At 69.9% G+C, this 14,707-nt stretch carries 11 protein-coding genes and 2 riboswitches; of the genes, 5 read left to right on the top strand and 6 right to left on the bottom strand.

All coding sequences use genetic code 11. From position 1 onward, the window contains the following. Positions 1-10: 10 nt before the first annotated feature. The 4 genes from nadC to DT073_RS11865 are packed head-to-tail and all read right to left on the bottom strand — an operon-like array spanning position 11 to position 4,486. Entirely contained in the window at positions 11-877 is an 867-nt protein-coding gene (nadC, locus tag DT073_RS11880; RefSeq protein WP_124293574.1) for a carboxylating nicotinate-nucleotide diphosphorylase, read from the bottom strand. Then, complete coding sequence (nadB, locus tag DT073_RS11875; RefSeq protein ID WP_124293573.1) at positions 871-2,454, bottom strand: L-aspartate oxidase; 1,584 nt, start codon at positions 2,452-2,454, stop codon at positions 871-873. The genes nadC and nadB overlap by 7 nt, the downstream gene beginning before the upstream one ends. After that, a complete protein-coding gene (gene nadA, locus DT073_RS11870) occupies positions 2,451-3,797 on the bottom strand; it encodes a quinolinate synthase NadA (RefSeq protein WP_124293572.1) in 1,347 nt (448 codons plus the stop codon). The genes nadB and nadA overlap by 4 nt, the downstream gene beginning before the upstream one ends. Next, positions 3,794-4,486: an NUDIX hydrolase gene (locus DT073_RS11865; RefSeq protein WP_124293571.1), complete on the bottom strand. Its 693-nt coding sequence runs from the start codon at positions 4,484-4,486 to the stop codon at positions 3,794-3,796. The genes nadA and DT073_RS11865 overlap by 4 nt, the downstream gene beginning before the upstream one ends. A 133-nt stretch (positions 4,487-4,619) precedes the next feature. Between DT073_RS11865 and DT073_RS11860 the strand changes: the two genes are divergently transcribed. The 4 genes from DT073_RS11860 (at position 4,620) to gcvP (ending at position 10,509) form a co-directional block, all read left to right on the top strand. Further along, on the top strand, positions 4,620-5,801 hold the full coding sequence (locus DT073_RS11860; RefSeq protein WP_336400493.1) for a MarP family serine protease: 1,182 nt from the start codon (positions 4,620-4,622) through the stop codon (positions 5,799-5,801). 89 nt (positions 5,802-5,890) lie between these two features. Continuing rightward, a riboswitch (glycine riboswitch) is annotated at positions 5,891-5,988 on the top strand. A gap of 1 nt (position 5,989) precedes the next feature. Beyond that, positions 5,990-6,090: riboswitch (glycine riboswitch) on the top strand. A gap of 50 nt (positions 6,091-6,140) precedes the next feature. Beyond that, a complete protein-coding gene (gcvT, locus tag DT073_RS11855) occupies positions 6,141-7,253 on the top strand; it encodes a glycine cleavage system aminomethyltransferase GcvT (protein ID WP_124293569.1) in 1,113 nt (370 codons plus the stop codon). Continuing rightward, complete coding sequence (gene gcvH, locus DT073_RS11850; RefSeq protein ID WP_124293568.1) at positions 7,250-7,630, top strand: glycine cleavage system protein GcvH; 381 nt, start codon at positions 7,250-7,252, stop codon at positions 7,628-7,630. The genes gcvT and gcvH overlap by 4 nt, the downstream gene beginning before the upstream one ends. Beyond that, entirely contained in the window at positions 7,630-10,509 is a 2,880-nt protein-coding gene (gene gcvP / locus DT073_RS11845; RefSeq protein ID WP_124293567.1) for an aminomethyl-transferring glycine dehydrogenase, read from the top strand. Before gcvH ends, gcvP begins: the two co-directional genes overlap by 1 nt. 94 nt (positions 10,510-10,603) lie before the next feature. On the opposite strand, the gene DT073_RS11840 is transcribed toward gcvP, so the two are convergent. Both DT073_RS11840 and DT073_RS11835 read right to left on the bottom strand, forming a co-directional pair. After that, complete coding sequence (locus DT073_RS11840; protein ID WP_124293566.1) at positions 10,604-11,551, bottom strand: hypothetical protein; 948 nt, start codon at positions 11,549-11,551, stop codon at positions 10,604-10,606. Between the two features lie 225 nt (positions 11,552-11,776). Continuing rightward, entirely contained in the window at positions 11,777-12,628 is an 852-nt protein-coding gene (locus DT073_RS11835) for a CPBP family intramembrane glutamic endopeptidase (RefSeq protein WP_124294498.1), read from the bottom strand. Between the two features lie 177 nt (positions 12,629-12,805). Here DT073_RS11835 and DT073_RS11830 point away from each other — a divergent pair, with 177 nt between their 5' ends. Further along, the gene (locus DT073_RS11830) at positions 12,806-14,650 is read left to right on the top strand and encodes an ABC transporter family substrate-binding protein (protein ID WP_124293565.1); all 1,845 of its coding nucleotides are present in this window, start codon (positions 12,806-12,808) and stop codon (positions 14,648-14,650) included. Positions 14,651-14,707: the final 57 nt, after the last annotated feature.

Here is a 14,707-nt window from a genome sequence, read left to right as displayed (position 1 = left end):
CACGCGTCCATCAGCCGACGTCCGCCGGCGTGACCCGGATGTCCAGTCCCAGATCCAACGCGCGGGCGGAATGCGTGAGGGCTCCGACCGAGATGACGTCGAGGCCGGTCTCGGCGATGGCGCCCACCGTCTCCAGCGACACCCCGCCCGAGGCCTCCACGATGGCGCGACCGGCGACGATCGCGACCCCGCGACGAAGATCGTCCGGCGAGAAGTTGTCGAGCATGATCGTGTCCACGCGTGCGGCGAGAACGGGTTCGATCTGGTCGAGACGGTCGACTTCGACCTCGACGTGGGTGGTGTGGGGAAGACTCGCCATGGCGATGCGGAGGGCGTCGGTGACCGAGGCGCCGCCGGCGGTGAGGACGGCCAGATGGTTGTCCTTGACCATCACGGCGTCCGACAGCGAGAAGCGGTGGTTGTGTCCGCCGCCGTCGCGCACCGCCTGGCGCTCGAGCGCGCGAAGGCCCGGCGTGGTCTTCCGGGTGTCCGCGATGCGGGCCGGAGTGTGCGCCACCTCGGCGACGTATCGCGCGGTCAGGGTCGCGATCCCCGACATCCGCTGGGTCAGGTTCAACGCGACACGCTCGGCCGTCAGGATGCCGCGCGCCGGCCCTTCGACGACCGCGAGCACAGCGCCGGGCTCGAACCAACGGCCGTCCTCGACCAGGACGCTCACGGTGATCGCGCTGTCGGTGAGGCGGAAAGCCGAGGCGAAGACGGCCAGACCGCTCGCGACGCCTGCTTCCCGGGCGACGAGCTCCGCACGCGCGGTCGCCGTCGCGGGGATGAAGGCGGCGCTGGTGAGATCGCCCCACGGTGCGTCCTCGGAGAGGGCCGCGGCGACGACCCGGTCGATCGCCGCCGGCGTCAGCATGACGCCACCTGGGCCACCGGCACGGTCTCCGTCGCCGCGTCGGCGCGGACGTGCGCCCCGACGGACTCCCGACGCGCCCGAGCCGCAGCGACGAGGTGCGCGCCGACGAGGAGGAGGTTCGCGTCCTCGTAGTCCCTCTCGGTCGATGCGGCGGACGCCGTCACGCTCCAGGCTCGGAGGACGGCGGCTGCCTCGGCCAGACCCCGCTCGGTGCGAACGAGCCCGGCGTGCGTCCACAGCAGGTCCTGCAGTGCCGAGCGATCGAAGGGGCCGGGATCGACCACGGCGATCGGAAGGGCCGGCGGGACGTTGCGGACGACACCCGGCGTGGACGGCCAGTCGCGCACAGCGTCCACGGCGATCGTGTCACCCGCCCGTGCGCCGAACACCGCGCCCTCGAGCAGGGAGTTCGAGGCAAGCCGGTTCGCGCCGTGGACGCCGGTGCGCGCCACCTCGCCGACGGCGTACAGGCCGGGAAGGGAGGTGCGCCCGTTCAGGTCGGTCACGACGCCCCCCATCAGGTAATGCGCCGCGGGCGTGACAGGGACGGGCTCGGCCGCCCAGTCCCACCCTCGGTGGCGCACGGCGGCGTCGATTGTCGGGAAGCGCTGAGCCAGGAACGCGCGTCGCTCGGCGAGTGTGGGCCGCAGGTGCGTGGCATCCAGTCGCACCGGGCGTCCACCCTGGAGGGTCATCCGGTCGGCGATCGCGGCCGCGACCACATCGCGCGGAGCGAGTTCTCCGTCGGGGTGGACATCGAGGACGAAACGGCGGCCGGTGTCGTCGATGAGCGTGGCGCCCTCTCCTCGCACCGCCTCCGAGACGAGGAAGGCCTCGCCCCGCTCGTCCTCGGGAAGAACGGTCGGGTGGAATTGGAAGAACTCCAGGTCGGCGACGGCGGCGCCGGCGCGAATCGCGGCGGCGATGCCGTCGCCCGTCGCCACCGAGGGGTTCGTGGAGTGGGCGTACAGTTCGCCGGCGCCCCCCGTGGCGAGTACGACCGCGTCGGCGGAGAGCCGGCGCCGCTGACCCGGCGCGTCGGGGGACTCGCCGACGAGCAGCTCGACGCCGACGACGCGTGCGGCGTCGACCACGAGGTCGATGAGGAACGCGTGCTCGATCACCGTCACCCCGCTCTCGCGCAGACGCGCGACGAGGGCCTTCTCGACGGCGGTACCCGTGGCATCCCCTCCCGCGTGGAGGATCCGCGGGTACGAGTGGGCAGCCTCGAGCCCTTTCACGAGGGTGCCGTCGGGTGCGCGATCGAACGCCACGCCGAGCGCGATGAGCTCGCGGATGCGCGCGGGCCCCTCCTCGGCGAGGACGCGGACGGCGTCGGGGTCGCTGAGTCCCGCGCCCGCGGTCATCGTGTCGCGGATGTGGTCTTCGACGCGGTCGTCGCCGAACATCACCCCGGCGATGCCGCCCTGGGCGTAGCGGGTGTTGGCGTGCTCGAGGACGTCCTTGGTGACGAGGGTCACCCGGCATCCGCGCTCCACGGCGTGGAGGGCGGCGGTGAGGCCGGCGATGCCGCTGCCGACGACCACGGCGTGCACGGTGGGTGCCGTGCGGGTCATGAGGCGGCGCTCCGTCCGGGATCCGCGGGGGGCTTGGCCGCCAGCATCCGCTCGAGAGCCACCCGGGCGGGGTCTGCGACGTCGGCTGGGACCGTGATCCGGTTCTGCACCTCGCCGCGGACGAGTCCTTCGAGCACCCAGGCGAGGTAGCCCGGGTGGATGCGGTACATCGTCGAACACGGGCACACCACGGGATCGAGGCAGAAGATGGTGTGCTGCGGATGCTCGGCCGCGAGCCGCTGCACGAGGTTGATCTCGGTGCCGATGGCGAACGTCGTCGGTTCGGTCGCGGCCTGGATGGCCTTACGGATGTAGTCGGTCGAGCCGGACTCGTCGGCGGCGTCGACGACCGCCATCGGGCACTCGGGGTGGACGATGACGCGCACCCCCGGGTGCTCGGCGCGTGCGCGGTCGATCTGGTCGACGGTGAAACGGCGGTGAACCGAGCAGAACCCGTGCCACAGGAGGACGCGGGCGTCTTCGAGCTCGCGGGTCGTGCTGCCGCCGAGCGGCTTGCGCGGATTCCACAGGGGCATCTGCTCGAGGGGGACGCCCATCGCCTTGGCGGTGTTGCGCCCGAGGTGCTGGTCGGGGAAGAAGAGCACCCGGCGCCCTCGTGCGAAGGCCCATTCGAGCACGGTGCGCGCGTTCGAGGAGGTGCAGACGATGCCGCCGTGGCGCCCGACGAACCCCTTGATCGCGGCGGAGGAGTTCATGTAGGTGACGGGGATGACGGGGACCAAGCCGTCCGCATCGGGCGTGTCCAGGTCGCCGTAGACGTCGGCGAGCTGCTCCCAGCACTCCTCGACCTGGTCGATGTCGGCCATGTCGGCCATCGAGCAGCCCGCGGCGAGGTTGGGCAGGATCACCGCCTGCTCGGGGCGGGAGAGGAGGTCGGCGGTCTCCGCCATGAAGTGCACGCCGCAGAACACGATCGCCTCGGCGCTCGGGTGCTCGAGGGCGGCGTTGGCCAGCTGGAACGAATCACCGACGTAGTCGGCGTGGACGATCACCTCTTCGCGCTGGTAGAAGTGGCCGAGCACGACGACCCGGTCGCCGAGGACGGCTTTGGCGGCGCGGATGCGGTCGGCGAGCTCGGCCTCGGAGGCCTCGCGGTACTCGCGGGGGAGCTCGCCCTGGCGCGGCGCACCGGTGGGGATCACATCGCCCATCGACGATCCCGGCCCGTAGCCGGGCCGGGCGTCGAAGTTCCAGGGGCCGGCGGCGAGATCGGTCGCGCAGGTCTCGGTCGTCGATCTGCCCGTCACGATTGCCTGGATCTCGTGATCGACCGAGGGGTCGACGGGCTCACGGAGCGCGGGGGTGGGGAGGATGGTGGTCATCGGACACTCGTTTCGGGCGAGCGCGAGAGGGGCCCGCGGTCGGCGAGCTCCACATCGCGGTTGTAGCGGTACAGACGGGCGGGGCGGTGACTGCCGGTGCGGAACCGGTCGGTCGGGATGAGGGTGGCGGAGGTGTCCACCTGGCGCCGGAAGTTCGCGGGGTCGAGCTTTCTGTCGAGGATCGCCTCGTACACCTCGCGGAGCTCGGCGAGGGTGAACTCGTCGGCGAGCAGGCCGTGGGCGATCCGGCTGTAGCCGACCTTGTTGCGCAGGCGCCACAGGGCGTACTCGACGATCTCGTTGTGGTCGAAGGCGAGGCGGGGAAGGTCGGCGGCGTCGAACCACCCGACGTTCTCGACATCGGAGACCTCTTCGGGGCGCAGCAGCGCCCAGTAGACGATCGACACGACGCGGGTGGGGGAGCGGTCGACCGCGCCGAACGCGTAGAGCTGCTCGAGGTAGCTCGGAGCGAGACCCGTGGTCTCGCCGAGGGTGCGGGATGCCGCGGCATCCAGTCCCTCGCAGGCTCCCAACCACCCGCCGGGAAGCGCCCACAAACCCTCGAAGGGATCCCGGGTGCGCTTGACGAGCGGGAGGACGACCGCGGGCGCGTCACCCGCCCGGGGCGTGCGCAGCGAGAAGATCACCGTCGACACCGCCACGCGGATGTCCTCGACTTCGGGATCCATGTTCTTGTCATCCTGACTCTAAGGTGGTCTCATCTTATTGTCATTGCGACCTGAAGGCAAATGCGACGCCCTGCGGCCCCGCTTCGGTGATGTCACAGGCGAGCGCCGTACGCTGGTGGCTCCCTGCCGAAGGATGGCCGTGCTGCTCGTCGATCTCTTCCTCATCGCCCTGCTGGTGGTGGCGCTCGTCGTCGGGCTTCAGCGTGGTCTCGTGGCAAGCCTCGGGACCCTTCTCGGGCTCGCCGCCGGGGGCGTCGCGGCCTGGTGGCTGGCCCCCGTCATCAACGACGCGTGGCCCTGGCAGGAGTGGCGTCCGCTCGTGGTCATCGCCGCGTCATTCCTCCTCCTCGTGCTCGGCGGCACGATCGGCGGGGTCCTCGGGGGCATGGTTCGTCGCGGTGTGGATCGGGTGAAGCTGCGGGTCATCGACCGGCTCCTCGGCGGCGTGGTGAGCGTCGTCGTCGCCGCGCTCGCGCTCTCGCTCGTCGGCCAGAGCGTGGCGAACACCGGAGCGCCGGTCCTCGGACCGGCGGTGGCGTCGTCGCGCGTCATGACGATCATCAACGGGGTGATCCCGGCGCCCGTCTCCCAGGCACTGGGTGAGTGGCGCAGCTTCGTCACCGACGACGGGCTGCCGCGCCTCGGCGGCCTTCTCACGCCGGAGGTCACGCCCGGCACGGCGACGCCGATCCAGCTGGACGATCCCGAACTCGAGCTTGCGGCGGCATCCGTTCTCCGCGTGTCGGGAACCGCCTTCGCCTGCGGCACGAGCTCGACGGGATCGGGCTTCGTCGTCGCTCCCGACCGTGTGGTCACCAACGCCCACGTCGTGGCCGGCGTCGACACCCCCGTCGTGCAGCCCAACGGGGGCACGGCCCTCGAGGGGCGCGTGGTGTACTTCGACCCGATCGACGACCTCGCCGTCATCGCCGTCGACGGCCTCGGGGTCGCCCCGCTCGGTCTCAGCGATCCCCTCACGGCGGGAAGCGCCGCACAGGTGCAGGGCTATCCGCTCGGAGGGCCCTTCGATGCGAAACCGGCCGAGGTGCTGTCGGTGGGCACGGTGCCGGTTCCCGACATCTACGACGACACCGCCAATCCGCGGGAGATCTATCAGCTCTTCGCCGAGGTGCGACCCGGCAACTCGGGCGGGCCGCTCCTGACCGGAGACGGGGAGGTGGCCGGCGTCGTCTTCGCGCGGGCCGACGGCGACGATACGCGGGGGTTCGCGATGACCAACGCCGAACTCGAACCGGTCGCCGCCGGGGCCTCGGGACTGAACGACCGGGTCTCGACCGGGGACTGCCTGGGCTGACGCGCCGCTCGGCGGGGTCTGGGCCCACGCCCCTCGCGCCGCTATGCTGGCCCCACCGGCCCCGCCGGGAGACAACTTCATACCGGCCCATGACACGGACGGGAGAGCTTCGGCGCCGACGGCGCCGAACACCGAAGGAGCAAGCCTCCCCGCCAATCTCTCAGGTACCGCGTACCGTCCGTGCCGGCCGACTCTGAAAAAGGATGCCGCCGCTTTCTGCGTCATCCGCCGACGGTGAAAGCCCGGGTACGCCCCGGCGCGAAACTCTCAGGTCCATGACAGAGGGGGAGTTCTTCGGCACGGATGACCGTGTCGACCCGATCCGACCGGGAGAACTCCATGGACGACACAGCACGGCAGAGCCCGCTGCACGATCGACACGCCCAGCTGGGCGCGTCGTTCACCGATTTCGGGGGCTGGCTGATGCCGGTCCGCTACACCTCCGACCTCGCCGAACATCACGCCGTGCGCACCGCCGCGGGGCTCTTCGACATCTCGCACATGGCGGAGATCTGGGTGCAGGACGGCGACGCCGCGGGCTTCCTCGACGTCGCGCTCGCCGGCCGGATGTCCACCATGGCGATCGGGAAGGCCAAGTACTCGCTCGTCCTGGCCGAGGACGGCGGCATCATCGACGACGTCATCGTCTACCGCACCGGTGAGCAGCACTTCCTCGTCGTGGCGAACGCCGGGAACCGTGACGCGGTGACCGCGGCCCTCGCGGGACGAGCGGATGCCTGGCGCGCCAGCGGGTCGGTGCCGCGGATCGAGGACGTCACCGATCAGACGGCTCTGGTGGCGGTGCAGGGGCCTCGCGCCGAGGAGATCCTCCGCGAGGCGGCGGGCGTGAGCGTCGAGGGCCTCGACGATCTCGGCTACTACGCCTGGCGGCAGGGCGAGTTCGACGGCGCGCCGCTCTTCGTCGCCCGCACGGGGTACACCGGCGAAGACGGCTTCGAGCTGATGGTCCCCGTCGCCGCAGCGGGGGCACTCTGGGACGCGCTCCTCGCAGCCGGCGCACCGCTCGGCCTCGTGCCCGCCGGACTCGCCGCGCGTGACACGCTGCGCCTGGAGGCGGGCATGCCGCTGTACGGCCACGAGCTCGGTCGCGGCATCCGCCCCGCCCAGGCGGGGCTCGGACGCGCGGTCGCGGCGGACAAGGCCGACTTCGTGGGGAAGGGAGCTGTCGTCGATGAGAACGCACCCGTGCTCGTCGGGCTCGTGTCGGAGGGCCGTCGTGCGGGCCGCGCCGGCTACGGCGTCTTCGCCGGCGACACGCGCGTCGGCGAAATCACCAGCGGTGCTCTCAGCCCGACCCTCGGGCACCCCATCGCCATGGCGTACGTCTCGCCCGCGGCATCCGCTCCCGGCACCGAACTGACCATCGATGTGCGGGGCACCCGCATTCCCGCCACTGTGACCGCCCTGCCGTTCTACCGGAGGAAGAAATGACCGACACCAGCGCCCTGAAGTACACCGCCGAACACGAGTGGATCGCCCTCGACGGCGATGTCGCCACCGTCGGCATCACCGACTACGCCGCCGACAAACTCGGCGACGTCGTGTTCGTCGACCTCCCCGTCGTCGACTCCGGCGTGAGCGCCGGTCAGGTCTGCGGCGAGATCGAATCGACCAAGTCGGTCGGCGAGCTCTACGCCCCCGTCGCGGGCGACGTCGTCGCCGTCAACGACGCGGTCGTCGACGACCCCTCGCTGGTGAACTCCTCACCGTACGAGGACGGGTGGCTGCTGAAGCTGCGGGTCGACCCCGCCGCGGTCGAGGGTCTTCTCGACCGGGCCGCCTACGAGGCCCTCACGGGGGGCGAGTGATGGCGCGGACCTTCGCCGAACGGCACATCGGCACCGATGCGGCGGCCGAAGCGGTCATGCTCGACACGCTCGGCTACGACAGCGTCGACGCTCTGCTCACCGCCGCCGTGCCGGCATCCATCCGGGCCACGGCGCGTGCGTCGTCGTCGATCCCTGCCGCCGCGACCGAGACCGAGGCGCTCGCCGAGCTGCGTGCGCTGGCGTCGCAGAACAGGGTCGCCCGGCCGATGATCGGGCTCGGCTACTACGACACGTTCACTCCGTCGGTGATCGCCCGGAACGTGCTCGAGAACCCGTCCTGGTACACCGCCTACACGCCGTACCAGCCCGAGATCTCCCAGGGGCGCCTCGAGGCGCTCATCAACTTCCAGACGATGGTCTCCGACCTCACCGGTCTCGCGATCGCGAACGGGTCGATGCTCGACGAGTCGACCTCGGTGGTCGAGGGGATGCTGCTGGCCCGGCGGGCATCCAAGAGCGCCGCGAACGTCTTCGCCGTCGACGCCGACGCACTGCCGCAGACTCGCGCGCTGCTCCACGCCCGCGCCTCGGCTGTCGGGATCGAGATCGTCGAGCGTGACTTCGCCCGTGGGGAGACACTGCCCGACGGCGCCTTCGGCGTTCTGCTGCAGTATCCCGGTGCAAGCGGACGCGTCTGGGATCCTTCGGGGGTCATCGACGCCGTCCACGTCGGCGGGGGACTCGCCGTCGTCGCCGCGGATCTCCTCGCCCTGACGCTCCTGGCCTCGCCCGGCTCGCTCGGCGCCGACATCGCCGTCGGGACGACGCAGCGCTTCGGTGTGCCCCTCGGGTTCGGCGGCCCCCACGCGGGCTACATGGCGGTGCGCCAGGGTCTCGAGCGTCAGCTCCCGGGACGCCTGGTCGGCGTGTCGCAGGATGCCGCCGGTCACCCGGCGTATCGCCTGTCGCTGCAGACCCGAGAGCAGCACATCCGCCGCGAGAAGGCGACGTCGAACATCTGCACCGCCCAGGTGCTCCTGGCCGTCATGGCCTCGATGTACGCCGTGTACCACGGCGCCGACGGGCTGCGTGCGATCGCCACCGAGGTGGCGCAGAAGACCGAGGCACTCGCCGGACGGCTGCGCTCGTACGGGCTGAACCTCGTGTCGGACTCCTTCTTCGACACGCTCCGGGTCGTGACGCCGGGCCCCGCGGAGCGGGTGATCGAGCGCGCACGTTCGAAGGGATATCAGCTGTTCTGGGCGGATGACGCCACCGTGGGCGTCTCGATGGACGAGACCACCACCCCCGCCGATCTCGCGGCCGTCGCATGGGCGTTCGGACTGCCGGACGCGGAGCCCGACGGGGTGCGTGACGTCGCCCTCGACGGGGTGGAGGGGCTCCGGGGTGTGCCGGATGCGCTCCGTCGCGAAGACGCCTACCTGCAGCATCCGGTCTTCTCGCAGCACCGGAGCGAGACGGCGATGATGCGCTACCTGCATCAGCTCGCCGACCGCGACTACGCCCTGGACCGCGGCATGATCCCGCTCGGCTCGTGCACGATGAAGCTCAACGCCGCCACCGAGATGGCGGCGGTGTCATGGCCCGAGTTCGCCCGCGTGCACCCGTTCGCCCCGTCAGACGACGTGCACGGGTACGCGGCGCTCATCGAGCAGCTGGAGAGCTGGCTGGCCGAGCTCACCGGGTACGACGCGGTCTCGCTGCAGCCGAACGCCGGGTCGCAGGGTGAGCTCGCGGGGCTGTTGGCGATCCGCGGATGGCATCGCGCGAACGGCGATGAACGACGCGTGGTGTGCCTCATCCCGTCGTCCGCGCACGGCACGAACGCCGCCTCGGCGGTGCTCGCCGGCATGCGGGTGGTCGTCGTGGCGTGCGACGAGGCCGGGAACGTCGACCTCGACGACCTGCGCGCCAAGGTCGCCGCGCACGCCGACGAGCTCGCGGCGCTCATGATCACCTACCCGTCGACGCACGGAGTGTACGAGCACGACGTGCTGGAGATCACCCAGGCCGTGCACGACGCCGGGGGCCAGGTGTACATCGACGGGGCGAATCTCAACGCACTCCTCGGCTACGCGCGCTTCGGCGACCTCGGGGGCGATGTGTCGCACCTGAACCTGCACAAGACGTTCGCGATCCCGCACGGCGGGGGCGGCCCGGGCGTCGGGCCGGTGGCGGCGAAGGCGCACCTCGCGCCCTACCTGCCGTCGCACCCGTTCTCGCAGTGGGCCGATCACGCCGGCGGCTTCCGGTTCGAAGGAGGTGCGGTGTCGGCGGCGCCGCACGGATCGGCAGGGATCCTGCCGATCTCGTGGGCCTACATCCGGATGATGGGGGAGCAGGGCCTCACGCGGGCGACGGCGTCGGCGGTGCTCGCCGCGAACTACATCGCGGCGCGCCTGCGCGATCACTTCCCGGTGCTCTACACCGGGGAGGGCGGACTCGTCGCGCACGAGTGCATCCTCGATCTCCGCCCGCTCCGCGAGGCGACCGGTGTGACCGTGGACGACGTGGCCAAGCGTCTGATCGACTACGGCTTCCACGCCCCGACGATGTCGTTCCCTGTCGCGGGGACCCTCATGGTCGAGCCCACCGAGTCGGAGGATCTCGCCGAGATCGATCGGTTCATCGACGCGATGATCGCCATCCGTGCCGAGGCGACGCGCGTCGCCGACGGCGAATGGCCCGCCGACGACAACCCGCTGGTGAACGCCCCGCACACGGCCGAGGCGATCGTCGACGCCGAGTGGCGGCATCCTTACTCGCGTGAGGAAGCGGTGTATCCGGTGCGCGCGCTGGTGCGCACGAAGTACTGGCCGCCGGTGCGCCGCATCGACCAGGCCTACGGCGACCGCAACCTCACCTGCGCCTGCCCGCCCATCGAGGCGTTCGCCTAGCCTCGCGCTGCCGCGCGCTCCTTCGAAACCGACCTCGGCCGTCGAAACCCATCACGCCGAGGTCGGTTTCGACGGTCGAGGTAGGTCTCGGCATTCAGCGCCGAGGACGAAGTGCCCACATCGTGGCCAAGGCTGCCTCGTTCCGTCGCGTCACGGGCCGCAGGCCCGCGGCATGAAGCTTCTGGTCGAGTGGCTCGACGAGGTGTGCGTCGTCCCAATCCCATCGCGCCATGTCAGAGAGGGAACGTCGTAGGCGCTCTTCGCGCTTCTTCTCGCGCAGAAGAGCCGCCCGCGCGAGTGCAGGATCTGTGGGGTACTTCCCGTATCCGTCGGACTCGCCGGCCACATTCCAGCGTCGCCAGAAGAAGTCGCACCGGTCGACTGACCCTTCGAACGCGAAGGTGACCTGGAGTTCGGGTGGCTCGTACCCGAGCCACCCGATCACCGCTCTGCTGACGCTTTCACCGGGCGACTCCGCAACCGGTGTGGCGTTCTCCGCCACCCACGCCAGTCGCCGCTTGCCGCGCGTGGTGTGCTGGCGGTCGGCTACCGCGTCGAAGTCGACGGCTCTGCCTTCGGACTCCAGGCGTCGAAGCGCCGCGTCGGCGACGGCCAGCCCGTACGCCGGGGGGAGAGTGCGGGCGAGATCGACGGCGGTGTCGGCGAGGGATGTCGCCGCCACGCCCGCCGACGCCGTGATGCCACGATGACCGCAGCCCGCATGCACGATCACGTCGCCGAACCGACGAGCATGGCCCACCGGATCGAGCAGGTGTATGAATTGTGGTTCGCCGAATACCGGAAGTCCCAGAAGCGCCGCGGCCGATTCGTGGCTGAAGACGACGCCACCGAGTTTCACAGCCGCAGCGTGAACGCGCGCGAGGTAGCGGTGCCAGGGCGGCAGTGCGCGCCACTCGGAGCGTTCGGCGTAGATGCCGTGCCGCACCCGTATGAGGGACGGATCGGAGCTGGGCCGCCGACCCATCGCCTCGCTCTCCCGGGAGGTCAGCAGGGTGAGGGGACTGGGGTGGATGAGAGACATCGCCCCACCCTCGCGACGAACAGATCCGCAGGGCGCGCGAGAGCCGGGGATGTGGATGACTCGTCGTGACCGCAGCCGTGTGGAGGAGCGGTTGCTCGTGGCCTCGACGCACCGAAACCGAACCACGGCGTCGAAACCGACTTCGCCGTGGTCGGTTTCGACAGCGGAGATCGGTCTGGGCGAATGAAGGGGTGGGGGCGGTGGTCGCCGCGGGGGCCGAGCGGGTCAGAGGGTGGGGGAGGGAGACGGGGTGGGGGAAACGGTGGGGGTCGGGGAGGGGATGGGGGCGAAGACGCCGGGGAAGAAGGCGACGGCGAGCGGGTAGCCGACGAACGCGACGATGTCGATGAGGGTGTGCGTGATCACCAGCGGCATCACGCGTCCCCAGCGGCGGTAGCACCAGCCGAAGACGACGCCCATGACGAAGTTGCCGATGATCGCGCCGACACCCTGATACGCGTGATAAGCCGCGCGGAGGCCCGCGGTGGTGAGGATGATCGCCCACCACGACCATCCGACGCGCCGCAGGCGGTCGAAGAGGTAGCCGAGGAAGATGACCTCCTCGGTGAGGCCGGCCCGGAGGGCGGCGAGGAGCAGAAGCGGCACCGTGTACCACGCGGCATCCAGCGGCGAGGCGACCACGGCCACCGTCACCCCGAGAGAACGACCGAGGACGTAGAGGCCGAGCCCGGGGACGCCGATGACGAGGCCGAGCAGCACCGCGCGACCCAGGTCGCCGCCGAAGCGACGGAAGTCGAGGCCGATCTTGGCGAAGGCGCTCTTCCCCGGTTCCCACAGCAGGTAGATGACCAGGGCGACGAGGGCCAGAGAGAAGAAGATGTCGAGGAGCTGATAGACAAGGTCCCAGATGGCCGCGGCGTCGCGCGAGGGATTCAACTGCGTCTGCTGGTCGGAGATCCGTCGGTCCTCCTCGAGGGCGCGGATGATCGACCGGACGAAGGACAGGATGCTGTAGACCGCGCTCTGACCGACCGTGATGGCCAGCACGATGCCGATCTCCCACCACGTCCGGGCCCGGGAGAACCCCGTGGGATTCCTCACATCGTGCGGGGGCATCACGGCGGCCATCTTGTCAGATTGTCACACCCCGGTCGCTCTGAGTTAAGGCTCTGTAACGTTTTGGGCCACCCTTTTGACCATCCGCAGAGGGCGTGCTTAGGGTTTCGGTATCCGCGCGGCGTAAGGTCCAGGCCTTTCGCATGCGCACAACCCTGCACAGGAGGAACAGTGAGAATGAAGCGCTTCTCGATCGCGGTGGGACTCACCGCGGTCGGCGCACTCGTGATCTCGGGCTGCGCCCCGGGCGGCGGCGGCGATGCCGGCGACGACTCGGGTCTGGTCGAAGGATCGTCCATCACCGCGGCGTGGAACCAGGCGTTCTACTCGATGAACGGCAACACGTCGTTCGGAAACGCCACGGCCAACAACAACATCAACTACCTGGTGTTGGACGGCTTCAACTACTACAACAACACGCCCGAGCTCGTCGAGAACACCTCGTTCGGCACCTACGAGCTGATCAGCGAGGACCCGCTCACCGTGTCCTACACCCTCAACGAGGGTGTGAACTGGTCCGACGGAACTCCGATCGACACCGCCGACATGCTGCTGCACTGGGCTGCCCTGTCGCGTGCGCTGGACACCCCGGACTTCGACCCGGCCGAGTTCACCGACCCCGAGACCGGTGAGTTCACCGACGCCTTCCCGACGGATGTCGTCTACTTCGACTCCGGCGCGACGCCCACCTCCGGACTCGGCCTCGTGAGCGAGACCCCCGAGGTCAGCGAAGACGGTCGCACCATCACGATGACCTACAACGAGCCCTTCGTGGACTGGGAGCTTCAGTTCGCCACCATGGGCGCCATGCTTCCCGCGCACGTCGTTGCGAAGAACGCGCTCGGACTCGAGGACAACGAGGAGGCCAAGCAGGCCGTCCTCGACGCGATCGAGTCCAACGACGCCGCCGCGCTCGCGCCGATGGCCTCGTTCTGGAACTCGGGCTTCAACTTCACCGCGATGCCCGACGACCCCGAGCTGGTCACCGCCAGCGGCCCGTACATGATCAGCGACTTCGTCGCCGACGAGTACATCACGCTCACGGCCAACCCCGAATACGCCGGTGACAACGCGGCGAACATCGAGGAGATCACGATCCGCTTCATCCCCGACCCGCTTGCAGCGGTTCAGGCGCTGGAGAACGGGGAGGTGGACATCATCCAGCCGCAGGCGACCGCCGACATCACCACGGCGCTCGAGGGCATCGACGGGATCACCGTCAGCACCGGTCTCGGTGGTACCTACGAGCACGTCGACCTGCAGTTCGACCAGGGGCGCAACCCGGAGAACATCTTCTCCAACCCCCAGGTGCGTGAGGCCTTCATGAAGACCATCCCGCGCCAGGAGATCGTCGACACCCTCATCAAGCCGATCATCGGCGACGACGCGATCCTCCGTGACTCGCAGCTGTTCGTCCCGGGTGCTGCAGGCTACGACGAGGCGGCGGCCGACAACACCTCCGCCGACTACGCCGAGGTCGACATCGAGGGTGCCCGCCAGCTCCTGGAGGAGTCGGGTGTCACCAACACCGAGGTCTGCATCCTGTACGCCTCGAACAACCCGCGTCGTGTCAACGAGTTCGCGCTCATCCAGCAGTCGGCCAACGAGGCCGGCTTCAACGTCACCGACTGTGGGTCCGAGGACTGGGGCGGCCTGCTGGGCACCCCCGGCGCCTACGACGCCTCGCTGTTCGGATGGCAGTCGACGAGCCTGGGTGTCACCAACTCGCTGCCGACCTTCGAAACGGGCGGTATCAACAACCTCAACTTCTACTCGAACGAGCGCGTCGACGAGATCATCGCCGAGCTGAACTCCACGTTCGACGAGGAGACCCAGATCGAACTGCAGATCGAGATGGACCGCCTGCTGTGGGAGGACTTCTACGGCGTGACGATCTACCAGTTCCCCGAGGTCACTGCCTTCAGCGACCGCGTGACGAACATCGACTCGTCGATCCTCGCCCCCACCGTGTTCTGGAACGCGTGGGACTGGGAAGTCACGGACGCCGGCTCGGAGGAGTAAGCGAGACCACGGTCTGACTCGGGCGCCAGCCCGAGACCCGCACCAAGGTCGGGGGGT

Origin of the sequence: Microbacterium sp. ABRD28, assembly GCF_003850245.1 — a bacterium.
In the GTDB taxonomy this organism is placed as follows: Bacteria; Actinomycetota; Actinomycetes; order Actinomycetales; family Microbacteriaceae; genus Microbacterium.
Note: the sequence above shows the minus strand (reverse complement) of the source record. Positions and strands in the feature narration are given on the sequence as shown.

Bases quoted from the DNA above. Each gene is read 5' to 3' on its own strand.
- DT073_RS11840 (WP_124293566.1), bottom strand. From the start codon at position 11,551: ATGTCTCTCATCCACCCCAGTCCCCTCACCCTGCTGACCTCCCGGGAG.
- gcvT (WP_124293569.1), top strand. From the start codon at position 6,141: ATGGACGACACAGCACGGCAGAGCCCGCTGCACGATCGACACGCCCAG.
- nadA (WP_124293572.1), bottom strand. From the start codon at position 3,797: ATGACCACCATCCTCCCCACCCCCGCGCTCCGTGAGCCCGTCGACCCC.
- DT073_RS11830 (WP_124293565.1), top strand. From the start codon at position 12,806: ATGAAGCGCTTCTCGATCGCGGTGGGACTCACCGCGGTCGGCGCACTC.
- nadC (WP_124293574.1), bottom strand. From the start codon at position 877: ATGCTGACGCCGGCGGCGATCGACCGGGTCGTCGCCGCGGCCCTCTCC.
- DT073_RS11865 (WP_124293571.1), bottom strand. From the start codon at position 4,486: ATGGATCCCGAAGTCGAGGACATCCGCGTGGCGGTGTCGACGGTGATC.
- DT073_RS11835 (WP_124294498.1), bottom strand. From the start codon at position 12,628: ATGCCCCCGCACGATGTGAGGAATCCCACGGGGTTCTCCCGGGCCCGG.
- nadB (WP_124293573.1), bottom strand. From the start codon at position 2,454: ATGACCCGCACGGCACCCACCGTGCACGCCGTGGTCGTCGGCAGCGGC.
- gcvP (WP_124293567.1), top strand. From the start codon at position 7,630: ATGGCGCGGACCTTCGCCGAACGGCACATCGGCACCGATGCGGCGGCC.
- gcvH (WP_124293568.1), top strand. From the start codon at position 7,250: ATGACCGACACCAGCGCCCTGAAGTACACCGCCGAACACGAGTGGATC.
- DT073_RS11860 (WP_336400493.1), top strand. From the start codon at position 4,620: ATGGCCGTGCTGCTCGTCGATCTCTTCCTCATCGCCCTGCTGGTGGTG.